20 protein-coding genes are annotated in these 19,420 nt (G+C 50.5%); 7 read left to right on the forward strand and 13 right to left on the reverse strand.

Annotated elements, in window-relative coordinates; all coding sequences use genetic code 11:
- Positions 1-181 precede the first annotated feature (181 nt).
- Positions 182-1,138: a class I SAM-dependent methyltransferase gene (locus tag AWQ22_RS09210; RefSeq protein WP_065710902.1), complete on the forward strand. Its 957-nt coding sequence runs from the start codon at positions 182-184 to the stop codon at positions 1,136-1,138.
- Between the two features lie 22 nt (positions 1,139-1,160).
- A complete protein-coding gene (locus tag AWQ22_RS09215) occupies positions 1,161-2,864 on the forward strand; it encodes an NAD+ synthase (protein ID WP_065710903.1) in 1,704 nt (567 codons plus the stop codon).
- Positions 2,865-2,879: 15 nt separating this feature from the next.
- Here the strand turns inward: AWQ22_RS09215 and sfsA are convergent, their stop codons facing one another.
- The 3 genes from sfsA to AWQ22_RS09230 form a co-directional block, all read right to left on the reverse strand.
- On the reverse strand, positions 2,880-3,638 hold the full coding sequence (gene sfsA, locus AWQ22_RS09220) for a DNA/RNA nuclease SfsA (RefSeq protein WP_065710904.1): 759 nt from the start codon (positions 3,636-3,638) through the stop codon (positions 2,880-2,882).
- 29 nt (positions 3,639-3,667) lie between these two features.
- Positions 3,668-4,246: a late competence development ComFB family protein gene (locus AWQ22_RS09225; protein WP_065710905.1), complete on the reverse strand. Its 579-nt coding sequence runs from the start codon at positions 4,244-4,246 to the stop codon at positions 3,668-3,670.
- 160 nt (positions 4,247-4,406) lie between these two features.
- Positions 4,407-5,048, reverse strand: a complete 642-nt coding sequence (locus AWQ22_RS09230) for a class I SAM-dependent methyltransferase (protein ID WP_030006350.1) — start codon at positions 5,046-5,048, stop codon at positions 4,407-4,409.
- Between the two features lie 82 nt (positions 5,049-5,130).
- On the opposite strand from AWQ22_RS09230, the gene AWQ22_RS09235 reads away from it, so the two are divergent.
- The 5 genes from AWQ22_RS09235 (at position 5,131) to AWQ22_RS09255 (ending at position 10,420) form a co-directional block, all read left to right on the forward strand.
- Positions 5,131-7,341 (forward strand): PP2C family serine/threonine-protein phosphatase, encoded by a 2,211-nt coding sequence (locus AWQ22_RS09235; protein WP_084448981.1) that lies wholly within the window; start codon positions 5,131-5,133, stop codon positions 7,339-7,341.
- A 97-nt stretch (positions 7,342-7,438) separates the two neighbouring features.
- Positions 7,439-8,149, forward strand: coding sequence for a Crp/Fnr family transcriptional regulator (locus tag AWQ22_RS09240; RefSeq protein WP_065711693.1), 711 nt, complete (start codon positions 7,439-7,441; stop codon positions 8,147-8,149).
- Between the two features lie 51 nt (positions 8,150-8,200).
- Entirely contained in the window at positions 8,201-8,932 is a 732-nt protein-coding gene (locus AWQ22_RS09245) for a DUF2232 domain-containing protein (RefSeq protein ID WP_065710907.1), read from the forward strand.
- An 11-nt stretch (positions 8,933-8,943) separates the two neighbouring features.
- Positions 8,944-9,801, forward strand: coding sequence for a methyltransferase domain-containing protein (locus AWQ22_RS09250; protein WP_030006354.1), 858 nt, complete (start codon positions 8,944-8,946; stop codon positions 9,799-9,801).
- Positions 9,802-9,856: 55 nt separating this feature from the next.
- Complete coding sequence (locus AWQ22_RS09255) at positions 9,857-10,420, forward strand: Uma2 family endonuclease (RefSeq protein WP_065710908.1); 564 nt, start codon at positions 9,857-9,859, stop codon at positions 10,418-10,420.
- Positions 10,421-10,521: 101 nt separating this feature from the next.
- Here the strand turns inward: AWQ22_RS09255 and AWQ22_RS09260 are convergent, their stop codons facing one another.
- The 10 genes from AWQ22_RS09260 to AWQ22_RS09305 form a co-directional block, all read right to left on the reverse strand.
- Complete coding sequence (locus AWQ22_RS09260; protein ID WP_065710909.1) at positions 10,522-11,766, reverse strand: MFS transporter; 1,245 nt, start codon at positions 11,764-11,766, stop codon at positions 10,522-10,524.
- A 219-nt stretch (positions 11,767-11,985) separates the two neighbouring features.
- Entirely contained in the window at positions 11,986-12,390 is a 405-nt protein-coding gene (locus tag AWQ22_RS09265) for an NIL domain-containing protein (protein WP_065710910.1), read from the reverse strand.
- Between the two features lie 184 nt (positions 12,391-12,574).
- Positions 12,575-12,910: a ribulose bisphosphate carboxylase small subunit gene (locus AWQ22_RS09270; RefSeq protein WP_012307407.1), complete on the reverse strand. Its 336-nt coding sequence runs from the start codon at positions 12,908-12,910 to the stop codon at positions 12,575-12,577.
- A gap of 30 nt (positions 12,911-12,940) precedes the next feature.
- On the reverse strand, positions 12,941-13,345 hold the full coding sequence (locus tag AWQ22_RS09275; RefSeq protein ID WP_065710911.1) for a chaperonin family protein RbcX: 405 nt from the start codon (positions 13,343-13,345) through the stop codon (positions 12,941-12,943).
- A gap of 68 nt (positions 13,346-13,413) precedes the next feature.
- A complete protein-coding gene (locus AWQ22_RS09280) occupies positions 13,414-14,829 on the reverse strand; it encodes a form I ribulose bisphosphate carboxylase large subunit (RefSeq protein ID WP_012307409.1) in 1,416 nt (471 codons plus the stop codon).
- Between the two features lie 472 nt (positions 14,830-15,301).
- Positions 15,302-16,009, reverse strand: a complete 708-nt coding sequence (locus AWQ22_RS09285) for a hypothetical protein (RefSeq protein ID WP_198166481.1) — start codon at positions 16,007-16,009, stop codon at positions 15,302-15,304.
- 102 nt (positions 16,010-16,111) lie between these two features.
- Entirely contained in the window at positions 16,112-18,100 is a 1,989-nt protein-coding gene (locus AWQ22_RS09290) for a ribulose bisphosphate carboxylase small subunit (protein WP_065710913.1), read from the reverse strand.
- Positions 18,101-18,234: 134 nt separating this feature from the next.
- Complete coding sequence (locus AWQ22_RS09295; RefSeq protein WP_012307412.1) at positions 18,235-18,534, reverse strand: EutN/CcmL family microcompartment protein; 300 nt, start codon at positions 18,532-18,534, stop codon at positions 18,235-18,237.
- A gap of 35 nt (positions 18,535-18,569) precedes the next feature.
- The gene (locus AWQ22_RS09300) at positions 18,570-18,908 is read right to left on the reverse strand and encodes a carbon dioxide-concentrating mechanism protein CcmK (protein WP_012307413.1); all 339 of its coding nucleotides are present in this window, start codon (positions 18,906-18,908) and stop codon (positions 18,570-18,572) included.
- Between the two features lie 96 nt (positions 18,909-19,004).
- The gene (locus AWQ22_RS09305) at positions 19,005-19,316 is read right to left on the reverse strand and encodes a carbon dioxide-concentrating mechanism protein CcmK (protein WP_012307414.1); all 312 of its coding nucleotides are present in this window, start codon (positions 19,314-19,316) and stop codon (positions 19,005-19,007) included.
- Positions 19,317-19,420 lie beyond the last annotated feature (104 nt).

Below are 19,420 nucleotides of genomic sequence, written 5' to 3' on the forward strand. Positions count from 1 at the left end.
TGAGGCTAGGTGAATTTTTCTATTATTTCAGCAAAAATTCCCTTGAGCCGAAAATCTTACCCCACGTCCACAGCATCCTTCTGGTCTTCCGTTAGGGAAAACAAGGGATTTCAGCAATGACGGTAAAATAGACCCAGTTTCTGTGTTTTACATCCGCTGACAAAAGCCCCCAACGTTATCCATGACCCACACTGCGATCACCAAAGAAAAACCCGATTGGGCTGGGGAAGACTGGTTATCCCGCCTCGTCAACCGTCTGATCCAAACAAAGCCCCTCTACGCTCTGATGAAACAACAGGCCCGGCGCGTTCTGATCAAAACCGCCGAAAAAAATGGTGTTCCCTGGCGGCAGACTGTGAAGGAACTGGAGCAATCCCCCGCTAAACAATATTTCCAAGACATCGCCAATCCCCACCTGGACTACCCCGACTATTACCGAGTCCCCTTCCATGCCTATAACGAAGGAAATTTGTGTTGGCAAGCAGCCTTTGAGGCAGCCCCAGCGACGGCAGCAATGGCCCTACGGGTTTGGAAAACGGAACCCCTCACCCCAGAAGTGGCCCAAGCCCGACTCCGCAATAGTTTTTTAGATGTTCTTGAACAATATTTACCTCAGAACGTAAACGAAGCCTTGGATATCGGCTGTTCCGTGGGGATTTCGACCTTTGCGCTTTTAGAACGACTCCAGGCCAAAAATCCAGCAGTCAAGGTAACGGGCCTCGATCTTTCGCCCCACATGCTCGCGGTGGCTAAGGTTCAAGATAAAAATCAAGTGATGCAATGGTGCCATGGCAAGGCGGAAACGACGGAGTTTACAGACGATCAGTTTGATTTAATTACCTTGCAATTTGTCCTCCATGAACTGCCCAACCAGGCCACCCGTGAGATCTTCCAGGAATGCCGACGCATTTTGCGGCCCGGAGGTTGTTTGGCGATCGTCGATAACAATCCGAAATCTCCGGTGATTCAGGGTTTACCGCCAGCCTTGTTTGTGTTGATGAAGAGCACAGAACCTTGGAGTGACGAATATTATACTTTTGATGTAGAATCGACACTAAAAGAAGTCGGTTTTGATTACCGCACCACCGTCGCTAGTGATCCGCGCCACCGCACGATCATTGCCCACAAGCCCCTTTAATTGTTTGCCAAATGTTTGCCGAATGAAAATTGCGATCGCCCAACTGAACCCCACCATCGGGGACTTGACTGGTAATGCAGAGCGGATCCTGGTCGCAGCAGAAGAAGCGGCGATCGCCAATGTCCGCTTATTGCTCACGCCGGAACTGTCCCTCTGTGGGTATCCGCCCCGGGATCTCTTACTCCATGCGGATTTTATTGACCGGATGCAGGCCCAGCTCACGACCCTAGCGGCAAAAATTCCGCCGACCCTCGCCGTTTTAGTCGGTTTGGCGACCCCCAACCCAGAGGCGATCGCCAAGGGGGAAAAAGCCCTCCACAACAGCATCGCTCTCATTGACCAGGGGAAAGTCCAGCACATTTTCCATAAGCAACTGTTGCCCACCTACGATGTGTTCGACGAAGACCGCTATTTTGAACCCGGCAAGCAGTCCAACTGGTTTTTCCTCCATCCCAGCCCGACGGTCGCCCCTTTAAAAATTGGCGTCACCATCTGCGAAGATCTCTGGAATGACCAAGCCTTTTGGGGCAAGCGCCAGTACGAAATTAATCCCCTCGAACAATTGGCCGAGGCCGGGGTCGATTTAATCGTGAACTTGTCGGCTTCTCCTTACACCGTCGGGAAACAGCGCCTGCGGGAAGGGATGCTCCACCATGGCGCCCAACGTTACCGCACCCCCATTCTCTACGCGAACCAAGTGGGGGGGAATGACGATTTGATTTTTGACGGCGGGAGTGTGGCCTTTGACCGAGAGGGACAACTGGTTGGGCGATCGCCAAGTTTTCAAGAGTCCCTGTTGGCGGTGGAATTTAGCCCCGACCCACAAACCCTATCACTGCCCCAGGGTTTACCTGCTGCTTTTCAGCAAACCATTAGTCCCGAATATGATGCCGATGAGGCGGAAATTTTTGCGGCCCTGGTGTTGGGTCTCCGGGACTATGCCCGTAAATGTGGCTTCTCGAAAATTGTCCTGGGTTTGAGTGGTGGCATCGACTCGGCCTTGGTGGCGGCGATCGCCGTTGCAGCGGTGGGGGCAGAAAATGTCCTGGGGGTGCTGATGCCTTCCCCCTACAGTTCGGAACATTCCCTCAGTGATGCGATCGCCCTGGTGGAAAATCTCCAGATTCGCCACGAAATTATTCCCATTGAGCCAGCAATGCAAGCCTTTGAGACGATGCTAGGCGATTTATTTGCGGGCACAGAATTTGGGGTGGCCGAAGAAAATCTCCAGTCCCGCATCCGGGGGAATCTGCTGATGGCGATCGCCAATAAGTTTGGTTATTTGCTGGTGTCAACGGGCAACAAGTCCGAAATGGCGGTGGGTTATTGCACCCTCTATGGTGATATGAATGGCGGCCTGGCGGTGATTGCTGATGTCCCGAAAATGCGGGTGTTTAGCCTTTGTAAATGGTTAAACCGCGACCGAGAACTCATTCCCCCGGCAATTATTACCAAACCCCCTAGTGCGGAACTGCGCCCCGATCAATTGGATCAAGATTCCTTGCCCCCCTATCCGGTGTTGGATGAGATCCTCAAACGGGTCATCCACCGCAATCAATCAGCCCCAGAACTCCACGCCGCTGGCTATGACCACGATACTGTGGCCCAGGTTTTAAAGCTCCTCCATCGTGCCGAATTTAAGCGCCGTCAAGCTGCTCCTGGTTTGAAAATTACCGATCGAGCCTTTGGTACGGGGTGGCGGATGCCCATTGCCTGCCGCTGGTAAAGCAGATCCCAAACGTTAACCAACCCCAGATATTTCAGTTGATTCCCAGGGAGCTAAACCCAAGTAACGAATGCCTTCTGGACTAACCGCAAAGCGACAGGGAAGAATTTGAATGTTGGCGGCGATCGCCTGACGAAATAATTCCCCATATTTCGGGTCTTTGCTATCCCCAGGGGCAAACCGGGTGCAATCGCCTCGATTGATGAAATAGAGCATCACCGCTTTTGCTGCGGGCACAATGTCGATGAGTTCTTGGAGGTGCTTTTGGCCCCTGGTGGTTTCAGTATCCGGGAAAAGCGCCAGTTCTCCCTTTGTCCAGGTGGTATTTTTAACTTCCACATAAATAGGCGATCGCCCTTCCCCCGTCAAAAGAAAATCAATGCGACTTTTGTTCTCTGTGCCATAGCGCACCTCTGGTCGCACCGTGTCGTAATGGTCGGCTAATTCAGGGATTTGCTTCGCCAAAAGCATCGCTTTGATCACCCGGTTGGGTAACGCTGTATTGACGCCGACCCAGGTCGGTTCTGGGGTGTGTAACTGGATCATCTCCCAGGTATAGGCTAGTTTGCGCTTGGGATTATCACTTTTTGAGAGCATCACCGGCGCTCCCAACTCACAAATCCCCGTCATCGGCCCCGTATTGGGACAATGGGCCGTAACGATTTCTCCGGAGGCCAATTCAATGTCTGCTAAAAAACGTTTGTAGCGTTTCCGCAGGATGCCAGGGATCAATTCAGGATAACGATAAACAAAAGGCTGTGTGGTCGCGGTCATCGGTGGAAAAATTAAGCTGGCGATCGCCCCTAAAACTTGTAATGGGGATCTTGCCAATCAAAGACAGGGGGAACGTAGGTTTGATATTCCCATTCTGTGATCACATCTTCAATGCGGCGGTGCACAATCCCCTGGGTGGCTGCTTTTTTGAGGGCTTTGGCCACAATGATTTTTAGGGTATCCCAATCCATATCCGGGGCATCTGATTCGATGAGATAGGAATCCCGTAGGAGTTTTTCGAGGTCCCGTAGGCAGGTTTCGGCGATTTCGTATTGGGCATATTGGGCTGGCACTAGGGGCGTTGAAGAACGCAAAGGATCCCGTTGGACAGCGGCGATCGCCTGGCGCACCGCAATATTAATTTGTTGCTTGAGATCCAGAACGCCTTTTTCTTCTTGGCGCTCTTTACCCCGTTCGCTGGAGGCATAGAGGGGAGGCACCCGGTTCAAAGCATAGGTGGCCACCTCCACCACATCAATATATTCAGCTAATTTCTGTGGGAGGCGCTTGAGTTGCCGATGGATTTCCTTGTGCACCAGGTTTTCCATAATATTTTGGTAAGCACGGCGATTGCCCTTTCCTGGTGAGGGCGCAGATGACTGATTCATAATAATGGCCCCTGGAGAGCAACGGGGGATTTTTTAGCAAAGACTGCAGATTTTGGCGAAAACAAGGGCAAAAAATACTTTTCTCTAAGTACCCATTTAATACTATAGTTTGCTTTCCCTGCAGACCCAGATTAAGTTAACAATTGTTGCGGCTCCCCATTTACTGCTTTCTGGCAGAAACCGCATAGAACGGATCCCGATGGCCCAGGCCCAGCATTTGTAACAGCAGGGGTTGGTCGCTCCGCTGTGTCACCACGGTCGGTTTGGCAAAGCCTGGGGTTTGCTGAAAGTAATGCTGCACGAGCTGGAGATGTTCGGCGTCGGTACTGTCCCGCCAAGCGGCGATCGCCTTTTGATAAAACATCCGATTTGAAAAACTAACAATACAAATTCCCCCTGGGGTCAGCACCCGTTGAATTTCTGCAAACACCGCCTCTGGATATTGGAGATATTGCACCGAGACCGCCACCAAAACCGCCTCAAAGCTTTGATCGGCCAAGGGTAATTTGGGATCGGCATTGAGGTTTTGAACAAAATAGCGATCCAGACGACGGTTTTTCGCCAATTCTGCCGCGTTCATCCCGTGGCCGACCACCTCCCGAAACGCGAGATCTGGCAAATGGGAGACCCAACTACTCATCAAATCTAGAACTCGATCATTGGGCTGCAACAATGTGCCATAGAGTTGGGTTAACTGGTCAATAAAGCCATCATCTACGTGGGTCACAAACCGGGGGTAATCGTAGAAAAGCTGATCATCGCTAGAATCGAGCTTCTGCCGTTGGCTAGGGGAAAGAATCATAGAAAATGCAGCGCAAAGAATACGTTAAATTAGTGATCATGCGGGGAAACCCCCAGTCAATCTGCCCCTCAGGCACAGATGTATGGATATTTCTAAGGTAACGATTTCTTGCGGGAAAAACGACTGCCCAGGGGTAGCTTCGTTGGCCCAATCCCATTGTCCCCTCTGCCAAGCGCCGGTGGTTAAGCGCTATCTGCGGGTTGTGGGGGCCCCCCAGTTGAACCTGACGCCCCAAACTCTCGTCGGGGAAGGCGATCGCTATTGGGTGACAGAAACCCCAGATATTGTCTTAGATACGAAGCCCGCATTGCCCCCGGTACTAACCGAAACGCTCCCCCCGGCCATCGAAAGTTATCTACGGCTCTCGACCCATCTGCTCCACATTCCCAAGGTATTTGGTCTGTTGACCCCCCAGGAAGGGTGGTTACTGGAATATCCATCGGTAGCCCTCGACGAAACCGGCTATCCTCGTTGGCCAAATTTATTTATGCCCCTCACGGAAGCTTGGCAGACCGCAACTCCCCTGCAACAACTCAACTGGCTGATGCAGATTGCGGCGCTGTTACCAGATTTTGTGGAACATGGAGTGGTTCCGAGTGTTTACTATCTGGGGGACTGGGCTGTCCACGGGGGCCTTATTCAGGTGCAAAAATTGCGCTTTGAACCCAACCAGCCCTTAAATTTGGTGCGCCTGGGGAATTTGTGGGCCGAGTTACTCGAAACCGTGGCCCCTGTGATTCAACCTTTTTGTCATCGCCTCCAGCAGGGGTTAAGCCAAGGCCAGATCCAAGATCCGCAGCAGCTCTATGGGATTTTGCGCCAGGGGGTTTTGGAATTGGGGCGATCGCCCCTGGAATATCATTACCGCCTCTATACCGAAACTGACGCTGGCCCCAGCCGTGATCACAATGAGGATGCCTGTTTTCCGCCCCCCGGCAAAGTTTATCCCGATGCGCCCCTAGCAATTGTCTGTGATGGCATTGGTGGCCATGAACAGGGGGAAGTGGCCTCGGCGATCGCCATTGAGCAACTGCAAACCCAACTGGAAAATCTCACCGATCATCCGCCGGAGCAGGCCGCCCAGATCCAAGAAAAATTAGCCGCCGCCGTGCTCCAGGCCAACGATGTAATTTGCGATCGCAACGACCAAGAAAATCGCCAAGACCGGAACCGCATGGGCACCACCGTTGTCATGGCCTGGGTTCATGCCCCCGAACTTTACCTGACCCACGTGGGAGACTCCCGCATTTATCGCATCACCACCACCAGTTGCCACCAACTGACCTATGACGATGACCTCGGTTCCCGGGAAGTCCGCCTTGGCTATGCCCTCTACAAAGATGCCTTGGCCTACCCTGGATCTGGGGCTTTGGTGCAAGCTTTGGGGATGAATCCGTCCCATTCCCTCCACCCCACCGTAACGTCCCTGGTGCTGGATCAAGACGCGATTTACCTCCTTTGTTCTGACGGCCTCAGTGATGATGGCCAAGTAGAAGCCCATTGGGCAGCGGAAATCGCCCCCCTAATCCAAGGCCAAAAAGATCTGACCCAGGTGGGCGATCGCCTGATTGAAATTGCCAATACCAAGAATGGCCACGACAACAGCACCATTGCCCTACTCCAGGTCAAAGTGCAAGGAGAAGTTCCCGAAACGCCGATTCCTTACCCGAAACTCACCCAACTACAACCAACCTTTATCCAACCCAAGGCACCGCCCCCCGTGGCAACCCAAATGTCTCGGCTCCGGGGACGCAAAACAGCAAATTCCCCCAGTCGTCTATTGCTGATTTTGGCTGGATGTCTGTGTTTGTTGGGGGTCGGCAGTTTGCTGTGGCAACGTTGGCAGCGGGAACCCCTAGGCAGTTCTCCCTCCACAACACCACCGACGATTAATCCTGTCCCCATTACAGATGTCACCGAAGATCCACCAACGGTAACAGTGCCCGCAGGGGAACCAGAGGAGACGACTTTACCCCTGAGCAAAAATCAAATTTTTCAGCTCCAGGAAAATCGTTCCCTCACGGCCTACGCCACACCAGAGGCGATCGCCACCGCCACCGCCGATCCGTTATTAATTTTGGGGGGCAGTATTCTTCGGGTCGAACAAATCAATGGGGATAATCAAGTGATGCTGAAACTTTGTCAAAAAGGCGATCAAAGCGCACCTCCAAGTCGCAAACTTTTGACCGAGGGCAATAATGCTTGGGTGGCCCTCGCTGACCTAGAGGGACAATTAACCCCTGATTTTACGGTGCCTGCCGCGAACCCTTGTGTGCCATCTGCTCTGGAATAAAAATGTTGGGGCTATCGATCTTCCGGAGGCATTGCATAATGGAGGGAGATTTAAGCCCCATGTGACCCTGCTGACCCTGCCCTTTGCCCCAAGAATTATGGCCGAATCCCCCACGAATCCGGTGAGTGATGACACAGCCCGCACCTTCCTCAAGGCGTTACCTTTTTTCCAGGGGCTACCGGAGGCAAGTCTACAAAAGGCGATCGCCCATCTGGTGACGCGGCCCTTCCCAGCCAACCAAATTATTCTTTTAGAAAAAGACTGGGGCGGTTCTGTTTACTTTATCCAGATGGGCTGGGTGAAAATTCGCACCTACAACCTCGATGGCAAAGAAATTACCCTGAATATCCTCGGCGCTGGGGAATTATTTGGCGAAATGGCCGCCCTCGAAGAAGCCACCCGTTCCACCGATGTGATCACCCTGACCGCCACCACCATTAGTAGTATCCCCGCCGCCGACTTCGTTGAATTGGTAAACACAGAGCCTCTGGTGGGAGTCCGTCTCGCCCAACTGATGGCCAAACGTCTCCGCCAAGTGAACCGTCGCCTCCAGGTGCGTGAAACCAATAGTCTGGCGCGAGTCGCTGATATCCTGGTCTTTTTGGCCGAAAGTCAAGGACAAGCCACAGACCAAGGGGAGATCTGCATTCCGAGTCTGCCCCATCGGGAACTGAGTAGTTTAAGTGGTCTGGCGCGGGAGACAGTCACGCGGGTTTTGACTAAGTTAGAAAAGAAAGGTTTAATTAGGCGCACCCCGGATGCTGTGTTTATCCCAAATCTGCGTGCCCTCGACGACATCATCCATTAGGCGATCGCTGTGACTGAGCATTTTTCTGATCCAAAGAATTCTCCAGAGGATATGAATTGGGTAGATTTAGATTCCCAAGCATCCCAACCCCCAAGCTCCTCCCTTACCCAGGTCAATAACCCAGAGATTATTGCTCCACCGGCTCCCACCTCAGCGACAAGACATCGCAAAACCTTGGTGGTAGTCGAAACGGCTTTTTTAGCCAGCACCGCCAGCTTAATTTGGCTGATTAATTATTACTTTCCCATTGGGCCATTGCTGCGACTATTTTTTCCGTTGCCCATTGCCTTGGTCTATTTGCGTTGGGGTTCCCGGGCGGCGTGGATGTCAACCCTCGTCTCTAGCTTGCTATTGTCGATTCTGATGGGGCCGACCCGTAGCATTATTTACACCATTCCCTATGGCCTGATTGGTGTGCAATTGGGTTGGATGTGGCGACGCCAGGTGTCTTGGTATTGGTCAGTCACCCTGGGGACGATCTTGGGCACCCTCGGCTTTTTCTTTCGGGTGTGGCTCCTGTCATTACTGCTCGGCGAAGACCTTTGGGTCTATGTAATCTCGCAAATTTCGGAGATGGCGGATTGGCTCTTTCTCAAGCTGGGCCTGTTGACCCAACCGAGTTTACTGGTGATTCAGCTTTTAGCCCTGGTCATGCTGACTATTAATAGTGTGTTATACCTATTCGTGGTGCATCTGGTGGCATTGTTGATGTTGGATCGTTTAGGAAATTCGATTCCGCGTCCGCCCCACTGGGTTCAGGTGTTAATTGAGTATGAAGAATAGGCTTAAGGTTTATGGGAGCGCAACTGTATCAGCAAATCCGCGAATTTTATGATGCGTCTAGTCCCCTCTGGGAATCGATCTGGGGTGAACATATGCACCATGGTTTCTATGGTCTAGGGGGCACAGAACGGCTCAATCGTCGGCAGGCACAAATTGAATTAATTGAAGAATTTCTGGCCTGGGGCAAAGTTGAACAAGTTGGAAATTTTGTCGATGTGGGCTGTGGTATTGGCGGCAGTACCCTTTATTTGGCTGATAAGTTTAATGCGCAGGGCGTTGGGATTACCCTCTCTCCGGTACAGGCCAATCGGGCGATCGCCAGGGCGACGGAACAGAATTTACAGGATCAGGTTGAGTTTAAAGTGGCCGATGCGCTAAATATGCCCTTTCGGGATGGGGAATTTGACCTCGTCTGGACCCTCGAAAGTGGCGAACATATGCCCAACAAGCGGCAGTTTCTCCAGGAATGCACAAGGGTGCTCAAGCCGGGTGGCAAGTTATTAATGGCGACTTGGTGTCATCGACCAACGGATTCGGTGGCGGGCACCCTGACCCCGGATGAACAAAAGCACCTTGAAGATCTGTATCGGGTTTACTGCTTGCCCTATGTGATTTCGTTGCCAGATTATCAGGCGATCGCCACCGAATGTGGTTTAGAAAATATCGAGACAGCAGATTGGTCTACCGCCGTGGCCCCCTTCTGGGATCAAGTGATCGATTCTGCCCTCACCCCAGAAGCAGTTTTTGGCATTCTCAAAGCTGGCTGGCAAACCCTGCAAGGGGCATTGGCCTTAGACTTGATGAAAAGCGGTTTTCGGCGGGGTTTAATTCGCTATGGTCTACTCCAGGCCACGAAACCAAAAGCATAAATTCCCATGGGCTCAATTTACCGCGTTTGGTCTATATTCTTCAGGAGATCTTGAGATGGTTCAAACTCCCTTAAAACAATTAACGCTCCCAGAATTCCTCTCATTACCCGAAACAAAACCAGCGGGGGAGTATATCAATGGCCAAATCATCCAAAAACCAATGCCCCAAGGAAAGCATAGTTCCATTCAAACAGAGTTGGCCTCAACAATTAACTTGAAGTTGAGATCTTCAAAAATAGCAAGAGCCTTTTCTGAACTGCGCTGCACCTTTGGCGATCGCTCTACAGTCCCTGATATTTCTGTGTTTACTTGGGCAAGAATTGTACGGGATGAAAATGGTGAGATTGCTAATGCTTTCCAGCTTGCTCCTGATTGGACAATTGAAATTCTATCGCCGGATCAAAGTCAAACGAAAGTCACGAAAAATATCTTGCACTGTCTCGATCATGGCACTGAGATGGGGTGGTTAATTGATCCTGCCGAAAGAACAATTTTTGTATATCAACCCAAACAGCAAACATTGGTTTTTGATGGGCCAACTCAGCAAATTGCTATGCCATCTTTTGCCCAGGCAATCCAGTTAACGGTCGAAGATATTTTTATGTGGCTTTTGGAATAAATCCGGTAATTTGTTAAAAAATCAAGGCTGATTGCTTGGTTCAGGTGATCAGCTAAAAAGTAGTCTTTTCAAAGCAGCATTCAAGGCGCGATATTATTCCCTTACTGGGGCGATCGCCGCCAAGGTACTTCCCACCAAAAAAACCTCAAGGCGAAGATCCCCGCTAGCAACTGGAACCCGCCAAAAATCCCCAAGGCCCAGGCAAAGCCCCAGGTGAGCAGCTTTCCGAATAGCAAACTACCGATCCCAAACCCCGTAAAGAGAGTAAAAACCTTGAGACCCATGGTTTGACCGAGATTGTCGTCGTCCCCCAAGTCCGTGACAATACCCACAAAAAGCGGTTGGGTCAAATCATAGCCGATGGACAAAATGACCACGGCCACCGTTGTCATCCAAGGGGTAATCGGTAAGATCATCACCAGACCCGACAGGGCCGCCATCACCAGACCTGCCGGCACTAACCAGCGTCTTCCCCAACGATCCACCGCTTTCCCAATCCAAGCACTCAACAATAGGCCCGGCACCCCATAACCCAAAATGGTTAAACCAATATTCAAGGGACTCATTGCAAACCGTTCCGAGAGATAAAGGCCCAACCAAGTAAAGACCCCTGCATGGTAAATCCCATTCCACAGGACATAGGCATAGGTGCGCTGGCCCCGAAAGCTACGGAGTACCTGCCAGTATCCCCGGAAGATTTGCTGGATCGAAGGAGGAGATTCCTGGGGGGCTTCGTCAAACAGTGCACCATAGGGTTGCAGTCGCCACAGCACTAAACCAGCGGCGATCGCCGTGCCGATAAACAAAGTCCGCCAGCCAATAAACGGCTCTAGGATTGCGCCCCCAGCAGAACCCGCAGCCATCCCCCCTTCCATTGCCGCAAAGATTAAACCCAACATTGCGCCCCGACGCTCAAAGGGAAATAGATCTCCAATTAGAGCAAAGGTCATTGGAATAATGCCACTGGCCCCAATGCCCGTTAATAGTCGCCAAGTAGCTAATTGGGACAGATTTTGGGATGTCGCTGTTAACCCGGTACAAATTACAAAAATAATCAGCGCGACTCGGATAATCGCCCAACGACCAAAACGATCCGAGAGAATGCCATAAAAAAGAGCCATTACAGCGTAGGACAGCATATAAATCGGCACAATAAAGCCAATTTCCTGGACAGAAACGCCAAAAATCTCCGATAAACGGGGAATTAAAGGCGCAATCATGTAACCCTGTAAAAAAATCAAGCCCGCCGCCACAGCCAATAAATAAAATAAATTGCCATGACTTTTTAGCCGCAAATTCTGATCTGCGGGCTCTGTGTGACGCTGAACGTTGGCCTGTTTTTTCATGAAGAATTAAAAAGTTAGGAATTCCTCACAATATCCTAAGGGATGCTCTGGCCTAGGATAATCTTCTCAATTGCTCAAAACAGACCCAAAAAGCTTAAAACACAATGGTTTCTACCTTTAAATATATTTTCTAACAGAATTTGTAATTACTCTGATTAGCAATTGCAATCTTTGGGTTGATTTCATCACCGCTAACAGCACTTTTTTGGGGAAGATACCTTAAAAATTCGTGGCGATCGCCTGCACCGGACAAGCGGGTAAACACTGTTCACAAACCACACATTTTTGGCGGGTAAATTTTAGTCGAAACGTTTGGGGATCTAGTGACAATGCCCCCGTCGGACAAACCCCCGTACAGAGACCACAATCCACGCAAATATCTTCGTTAATCACAATTTCTTTGCTCGCGAGGGAAACTAAAATCCCCTTGCCTTTCATCCATTCTAAGGCTATCTCAATGGCATCAATATCCCCCTGGAGTTCCACCACCAACTTGCCCACCTGGTTTGGAGCGACCTGGGCGCGGATGATATTCGCCGCAATATTAAAATCCTTTGCCAAGCGATAGGTGACGGGCATTTGCACCGTGTCCTGGGGAAATGTCAGAGTCACGCGTTTTTTCATCTTAAAAATTCCCCTCGAATTTTATCGCCATAATCATTTTGGTAGGGGTCTACCATGGTAAACCTCTACAACAGAATTTTCGTGGTGTATTCTGACAATTTTAAACAAAAAAATGCGACCGTCCTAAGGCGATCGCATTCCGCATGATTCAAATTAAATTCAGGTCACAAAAACCGACAAAACCTTAGTAACGGGTTTGGTTGGGCTTGTAAACGATGAAGCTAACGGTTTGGCACTGCTTGATGTTGTCGAAACCAACAACACGGATATAGCAGTCAGAATATTCACTACGGCACTCACGCACTTCGTTGAGTACTTCTTGAGCAGAGCTTGCGTTGAAAAGGGGCAGCTTCCACAGTGTCCAGTGGTGAAGTTCGGGAGTCGGATCTTTTTCGAACTCGATACCAGGAATATAGCCTTGATCCATCATGTACTGGACTTGGCGAGCGATTTGCTGGTCGCTGAGGGGGGGCAAGTAAGAAAGAGTTTCGTAACGCTTTTCTTTAGGTAAAGTTTTCATTGATTTATGTCCTCTTTATCGGATCAAAGTTTATTCAGAATCTTCTGAAGTATCAGACTCACCAGGGTCAGGTTCAGTCTGATCAGTTGATGAAGAATCAACTTGAGTTAAACGCTCTAATAAAGAACGGCGATGGTTTCCATTAGACTGCTTGATTTGGCTGAGGACCATCTCTGGTAAAAACTCCAGAACTCCTTCAGCAAGGTTTTCTCGCACTGTCAGGATTCTGAGGACGAGCTCTTTGTTTTCTAGCATCATCGCTTCGAGGTAAAGATCACTTTCCTGAATTGGATGACGTTTAGAGAACTCTCCTAACCAAATCGCTTGTCCAGGATTGGTTTCACTTAGCTGCTGACTAATCAGACGCACCGCTTGGTAGGTCAAATAGCTTTGCAAAGTGATGGCCGTTTCCTTCGCAACTTTTTTAAACTCCATGGGAGGAAATCATCAGTGAATAGGTAGATTCTGACAAACTTCCCCATCCACTGATGCTCATCAGGAGCTTAGAGAGTGTCAACGGTATCGAATTCGAACTTGATTTCCTTCCACAGGTCGAGGGCGGCTGCCAATTCAGGAGACCACTTACCTGCTTCACGGAGGACATCATTACCTTCACGGGCCAGGCTGCGACCTTCGTTACGGGCTTGAACACAAGCTTCCAGAGCAACACGGTTTGCAGTTGCACCAGGTGCGTTACCCCAGGGGTGACCGAGGGTACCACCACCAAACTGGAGGCAGGAATCGTCGCCGAAGATTTCAACGAGAGCAGGCATGTGCCATACGTGGATACCACCGGAAGCCACAGGCATGGTGCCGGGGAGAGAAGCGTAGTCTTGGGTGAAGAATACACCGCGAGAACGATCTTCTTCAACGTAGTCTTCACGCATCAGGTCTACGAAACCGAGGGTTGCGGCGCGATCGCCTTCGAGTTTACCCACAACGGTACCGGAGTGGAGGTGGTCACCACCAGAGAGGCGGAGACACTTGGCGAGAACCCGGAAGTGAATACCGTGGTTCTTCTGACGGTCAATTACCGCGTGCATTGCCCGGTGAATGTGGAGCAGAACACCGTTGTCACGGCACCACTTCGCCAGGGTAGTGTTCGCAGTGAAACCACCGGTTAAGAAGTCGTGCATGATGATGGGCGTGCCGATTTCCTTCGCGAATTCAGCCCGCTTGAGCATTTCTTCGCAAGTGCCAGCGGTTACGTTGAGGTAGTGACCCTTAACTTCGTTGGTTTCAGCTTGGGATTTTTCGATAGCTTCTTGAACGAACAGGAAGCGATCGCGCCAACGCATGAAAGGCTGAGAGTTGATGTTTTCGTCATCTTTGGTGAAGTCAAGACCACCACGGAGACATTCATAAACCGCACGACCGTAGTTCTTCGCAGACAGACCGAGCTTCGGCTTAATCGTACAACCGAGGAGAGGACGACCATACTTGTTGAGGAGGTCACGCTCTACAGTGATCCCGTGGGGAGGCCCTTGGTAAGTTTTGATTAACGCAACGGGGAAGCGGATATCTTCGAGGCGCAGGGCACGCAGCGCTTTAAAACCGAATACGTTACCAACCAAGGAAGTCAAAACGTTGGTTACAGAACCTTCTTCAAACAGATCGAGGGGGTAAGCAACGAAACAGAAATATTGGTTGTCTTCACCGGGAACGGGTTCAACGTTGTAGCAACGACCCTTGTAGCGGTCGAGGTCAGTTAAACCATCGGTCCATACAGTGGTCCAAGTACCGGTAGAAGATTCAGCCGCAACAGCCGCAGCACATTCTTCGGGGGGGACTCCAGGTTGGGGAGTCATCCGGAAACAAGCGAGTAAGTCGGTATCTTTCGGGGTGTAATCGGGGGTGTAGTAAGTCAGGCGGTAGTCCTGTACACCGGCATTAAACCCAGCAGATTTGGTCTGAACCATGCGGTTTTCCTCCAGCAAAAATGCTTATCTTTAACAGACAAATACCAGTAACGGTATCGTTGGTCGAAAACTTCAAAAATCTTACGTTGGCAAAACTGCTTTTTAAAATTCTGAAGATTCAAGTCTTATGACTTTCTTTAATCTGTGGGATATGTTACCACAGCCTCGACTTATTTTTATCTTTTAGCAACAAAAAAAGATTGCTTTTGTTTTTTGGGCTGATTAGCATTTCTAATGCTGTTTGATGGGCCTATTTTGCCCTTACAAAAATACCTAAAAAAGCCATAAAATCCCGCTCGAATTCAGCCATGCTACCTAATGAGACATTGGGCTAAAACCGTTTTCTGTCGGGATCTTTAGAGAGGGAAAGCGTTCAGGTGAGATGAATTAAGTATTTATGTTTCTCAACAATCTCCTTTAAGAACTTTAAACATTTAATTTTCATTCAAAAAATCATGAAAGCTTTGTGGGGCTAGGGCTTATCTGGTGGATTTGGGGTATTGAGAGAATTTTGGTGAGGGAATAGGGTCATTAATAGTTGATTGATATAAACTTGCCCGACAACTGGTGTTTTTTCGCCCGATTCTAGGGATTCCTTTGATTCTGGAACCGTCGGCATCACTTCGGTGTTTGGTGTTTCAGTTGGAGAGGATCCTGCTTCTGGTGGGGGCTGAACATTGGGACGGCTACCGCTGCTAGTGGGCGATCGCCCTGGTGGCGAAAAAGTTGTGGCAGTCTGGTTGGTTGTGTCCTCTGCCTGCCAAGGATCGAGGGGTTGGCTTGTCGATTGATTCGCGGGTTTTGACGGTTGAGTCTGGTAAGAAGCGGTAGTTTCTTGGCGGGACGGATCGCCAATGAGGCTTTGGGGCGGGAGAATTGCGGCGGCGGCGATCGCCGCTTGAAATAGGGTGGAGCCATAGCCTAAGCAGGCATTTTCTCCCACTGAGCATTGGCCAATGATCAGGCAGCCTGCCCCGATAATCGCGCCGGCATGGATCTCGATGTTGCCGCCATGGGCCTGGATAATCGCACCTGAACCAATACAAGCACCAGCGGCGATCGCCACATAATTGCCTTCGGTTGCTTGCAGAATAACACCGGGGGCAATAACCGCACGAGGATGAATCCTTACATCGCCATTAATTTGAATATCTGGATGGGTAATTGCCTGGAAAGTCACAATGATTTTGTCAACGGTGATTCAATTAATCACAGGTGGGGTAAGGGTTGGGGGATAGACATTCGTTTTCTCCCCCATAACGAAGTGGTCGCGTTACACAACCTAGGGGCGTTGGATAATTTCCTCAAGCACCCGTCGTTTAGCCGCTTCATCGACACCAATCATGCGGACATATTCGCCACTGTGCTCCTGGAGACAACCTTCGAGGTGACGTAAAACTTCTGCCTCTTGGGTGCTGTCAATGGTGCCACAGCTACTCCAGGACTTAACCCGGAAACGGCGCTTATCGGCGTGTTCTGTTCCAATCTTGTAGCCTTGCATCAAAAGCGAACGGACTTTAGAAACCACGTCCCCACTGAGACTCCCGCTACTGTGACCCCCGAAACCATTGCTGCTTGGGGCTGCTTTCGTGCCTCCCGAAAAACTACTGGTTGCGGTTGCTGTCTGGACAGGCGCATTGTTGCCAGGGCGTTGGATGATGATCTCTGCGGCCCGTGTTTTGGAGTTGGGGTCAACGGCGATTAACTGGACATATTCGTTGGGGAACTGGGCGGCGATCGCCTGGATATTTGCCAAAATCTGATTGGCAGAATGACCCTCAACAAAGCCTGCCCCTAGCCAAGACTGGGTTTTAAAACGGCGAGTGCTGGCGTGTTCTGCCGTAAAGCTACAACCCTGGGAAGCCAGAGCCGCGATTTGCCCTGCCACATCACCACCAGAGGCCGTGTTAACCACCTTGTTGCCACTGCGACGGGCGGAGGAGGCTGTTGCTTTAGTAGATAGAGTCCCCGTTTCCCCAGGACGCTGGACGATTAATTCCGCTACCCGAGACTTGCTATGGGGGTCAACGGCAATGACTTGCACATACTCATTGGGATATTGACCCAACAAGCCATTAACGTTGGCAATGATTTGTTCCGCAGAATGACCTTCGACAAAACCGGCGCTCAACCAAGATTGCGTCTTAAAACGACGGGTATTGGCGTGTTCAGCGGTAAAGCTACAGCCCTGGGACGCTAAAGCATGGATCTGAGACGTTAAATCGCCCCCAACCGCTGCCGCTTGACTTCCCGCACTGGTGCCGTTGCTGCGGTTGCCGTTGTTGCTGTAGCTAGCCGTTGTCGATGTTTGGACTGGGGCACTATCGCCTGGACGTTGCACAACAATTTCTGCCGCCCTTGATTTGCTATTGGGAGCCACAGCGATTAACTGGACATATTCTCCGGCGTGATCAGCCAGCACCCGGTTCAAGTTACCAATGATTTGATCGGCAGAATGACCTTCGACAAAACCAGCACTCAACCAAGATTTGGTTTTGAAGCGCCGCTTGTTGGCATATTCTGCGGTGAAGGTGCACCCTTGGGCGGCAAGGCCACGCACCTGATTGTAAAGATCTCCGTTTAAACTCATATTTCCCACCGATTGATGTTCGCTAGTACCGCTTGTATTTGTAGAAGAAGAGGGGGTTGGTTGCTGGTTGGCAGCAATTCGTGAACCATTATTAGTGGCCCCTGGGGAGACCTCCCGTAATGCTTCATTGATTTCCACCACCTGTTTGGCAAAGGCACGATCGGCCTCGGTCACATTGGAGAGGCGCTCCACCTGCTGCTGGTTCGTAATCACAGCTCCCGAAGGCACATACTTGCCGGGGGGAATGTCCACATCTTGAACGAGGGCGTGCATCATGATGACACAACCATCGCCGATGCGGGCATTAAACACCGTGGAACGAAAACCAACAAAGCAATCGTTGCCAATGTAGGCGGGGCCATGGACAAGGGCCATGTGGGTAATACAGCTGCGATCGCCAATCCAGACAGAATAGTCATGGCCATCTGCCCCAACGACACGGCCCTGCTCCAAACCATGGATCACAACGCCATCTTGGATATTGGTTGCTGCCCCGATATGGAAAGGTGCGCCCTCATCTGCCCGAATAGACGTTCCCGGAGAAATGAGCACATGTTCGCAAACTGTGACATCACCAATTAAATTCGAGAAAGAATGCACATAGGCACTTTCGTGAATCTTTGGTTCAGCTAAGTCCTTAGACCAAGGTGTTGGGGGAGCCGCGGTAATGCGGACTACCATGAATCAATCCCTCCTCTCAATGTCATTGATTGCTTCTCTCGCTAGCTTTTAACCATCCGCCATAAATTGCTTGAGATTACCAAACGAGCCACGCATTGACTTTGGGTAGTCCGGCTGGAAAGGATTCAGACCATTTAGCCTGCATCTTTCTTGCTGTAAAGGGAACGATTATCGACGTTGACCGTATCAATGATGCCAATGACCATCGCATCTAGGGGTCTTCCCTCCATTCCCGTTTCGGTACGGGCAGCACCACCACGACTGACCAAAACCCATTCATTGACGCCAGCGCCTACGAGATCTCCTGCCACTTCATATTTAGGAAGGGGCTGACCCTGTTCATCTATAAATTGAACGAGCAAAAATTTAATCCCCCGGAGGCTTTCTGCTTTGTAGGTGCTGACGACAGTGCCACGTACTTTGGCAATTTGCATGAAAATTTATAACTAAAAATTTTTTTATTAAAAAATTACACTCTTCTCAGAGGCTGGGGATTCACGCTTTCACGAAACTGTTCTACGGCTTCGGTGTACCGGATCGGCAGAACGTATTCGAGGTTCTCGTGGGGACGGGCGATGATGTGGGTAGAAAGCACTTGGCCACCGTTAACGCGGCTGACATTATCAGTACCGGCAGAAACGGACGCTTGGACTTCGGAAACATCACCACGGACAATCACAGTAACGCGGCCACTACCGATTTTTTCGTAACCAACGAGGGTTACACGGGCGGCTTTTACCATCGCGTCAGCAGCTTCTACAACTGCGGGGAAACCGAGGGTTTCTACCATTCCGACTGCAATAGACATTGAGTTTTTCTCCTCTTGCTTTTAATTAATGGGTTCTGGGAATCACAGAGGATGCGTGACCGAAAAAAGAATGGCGATCGCCCCTCTGTCCCAGGGTTAATAGGTTCTGAATTGTTCTACTTCTTCGGTGTAGCGAATCGGCAAGACGTATTCGAGGTTTTCGTGGGGACGGGCGATGATGTGGGTAGAAAGCACTTCACCACCATTGACACGGTTGGCGCTCTCAATGCCAGCGGAAACGGAGGCTTGGACTTCAGAAACATCACCACGGACAATCACAGTAACGCGGCCACTACCGATTTTTTCGTAACCAACGAGGGTTACACGGGCGGCTTTTACCATCGCGTCAGCAGCTTCTACAACTGCGGGGAAACCGCGGGTTTCAATCATTCCAACTGCAATAGGCATCTAATTTATCCTCGCTTATCAAGCTTAATGTCTTAAAAATACTAAGGAACAGGCGTCCCCCTGGGAGTTTGGTCTGCTTCTAGTTGGGATAACGGAAGCGGCAT

Origin of the sequence: Picosynechococcus sp. PCC 7117, from assembly GCF_001693275.1 — a bacterium.
Lineage (GTDB): Bacteria > Cyanobacteriota > Cyanobacteriia > Cyanobacteriales > MRBY01 > MRBY01.

Bases quoted from the DNA above. Each gene is read 5' to 3' on its own strand.
- AWQ22_RS09210 (WP_065710902.1), top strand. From the start codon at position 182: ATGACCCACACTGCGATCACCAAAGAAAAACCCGATTGGGCTGGGGAA.
- AWQ22_RS09215 (WP_065710903.1), top strand. From the start codon at position 1,161: ATGAAAATTGCGATCGCCCAACTGAACCCCACCATCGGGGACTTGACT.
- sfsA (WP_065710904.1), bottom strand. From the start codon at position 3,638: ATGACCGCGACCACACAGCCTTTTGTTTATCGTTATCCTGAATTGATC.
- AWQ22_RS09225 (WP_065710905.1), bottom strand. From the start codon at position 4,246: ATGAATCAGTCATCTGCGCCCTCACCAGGAAAGGGCAATCGCCGTGCT.
- AWQ22_RS09230 (WP_030006350.1), bottom strand. From the start codon at position 5,048: ATGATTCTTTCCCCTAGCCAACGGCAGAAGCTCGATTCTAGCGATGAT.
- AWQ22_RS09235 (WP_084448981.1), top strand. From the start codon at position 5,131: ATGGATATTTCTAAGGTAACGATTTCTTGCGGGAAAAACGACTGCCCA.
- AWQ22_RS09240 (WP_065711693.1), top strand. From the start codon at position 7,439: ATGGCCGAATCCCCCACGAATCCGGTGAGTGATGACACAGCCCGCACC.
- AWQ22_RS09245 (WP_065710907.1), top strand. From the start codon at position 8,201: ATGAATTGGGTAGATTTAGATTCCCAAGCATCCCAACCCCCAAGCTCC.
- AWQ22_RS09250 (WP_030006354.1), top strand. From the start codon at position 8,944: ATGGGAGCGCAACTGTATCAGCAAATCCGCGAATTTTATGATGCGTCT.
- AWQ22_RS09255 (WP_065710908.1), top strand. From the start codon at position 9,857: ATGGTTCAAACTCCCTTAAAACAATTAACGCTCCCAGAATTCCTCTCA.
- AWQ22_RS09260 (WP_065710909.1), bottom strand. From the start codon at position 11,766: ATGAAAAAACAGGCCAACGTTCAGCGTCACACAGAGCCCGCAGATCAG.
- AWQ22_RS09265 (WP_065710910.1), bottom strand. From the start codon at position 12,390: ATGAAAAAACGCGTGACTCTGACATTTCCCCAGGACACGGTGCAAATG.
- AWQ22_RS09270 (WP_012307407.1), bottom strand. From the start codon at position 12,910: ATGAAAACTTTACCTAAAGAAAAGCGTTACGAAACTCTTTCTTACTTG.
- AWQ22_RS09275 (WP_065710911.1), bottom strand. From the start codon at position 13,345: ATGGAGTTTAAAAAAGTTGCGAAGGAAACGGCCATCACTTTGCAAAGC.
- AWQ22_RS09280 (WP_012307409.1), bottom strand. From the start codon at position 14,829: ATGGTTCAGACCAAATCTGCTGGGTTTAATGCCGGTGTACAGGACTAC.
- AWQ22_RS09290 (WP_065710913.1), bottom strand. From the start codon at position 18,100: ATGGTAGTCCGCATTACCGCGGCTCCCCCAACACCTTGGTCTAAGGAC.
- AWQ22_RS09295 (WP_012307412.1), bottom strand. From the start codon at position 18,534: ATGCAAATTGCCAAAGTACGTGGCACTGTCGTCAGCACCTACAAAGCA.
- AWQ22_RS09300 (WP_012307413.1), bottom strand. From the start codon at position 18,908: ATGTCTATTGCAGTCGGAATGGTAGAAACCCTCGGTTTCCCCGCAGTT.
- AWQ22_RS09305 (WP_012307414.1), bottom strand. From the start codon at position 19,316: ATGCCTATTGCAGTTGGAATGATTGAAACCCGCGGTTTCCCCGCAGTT.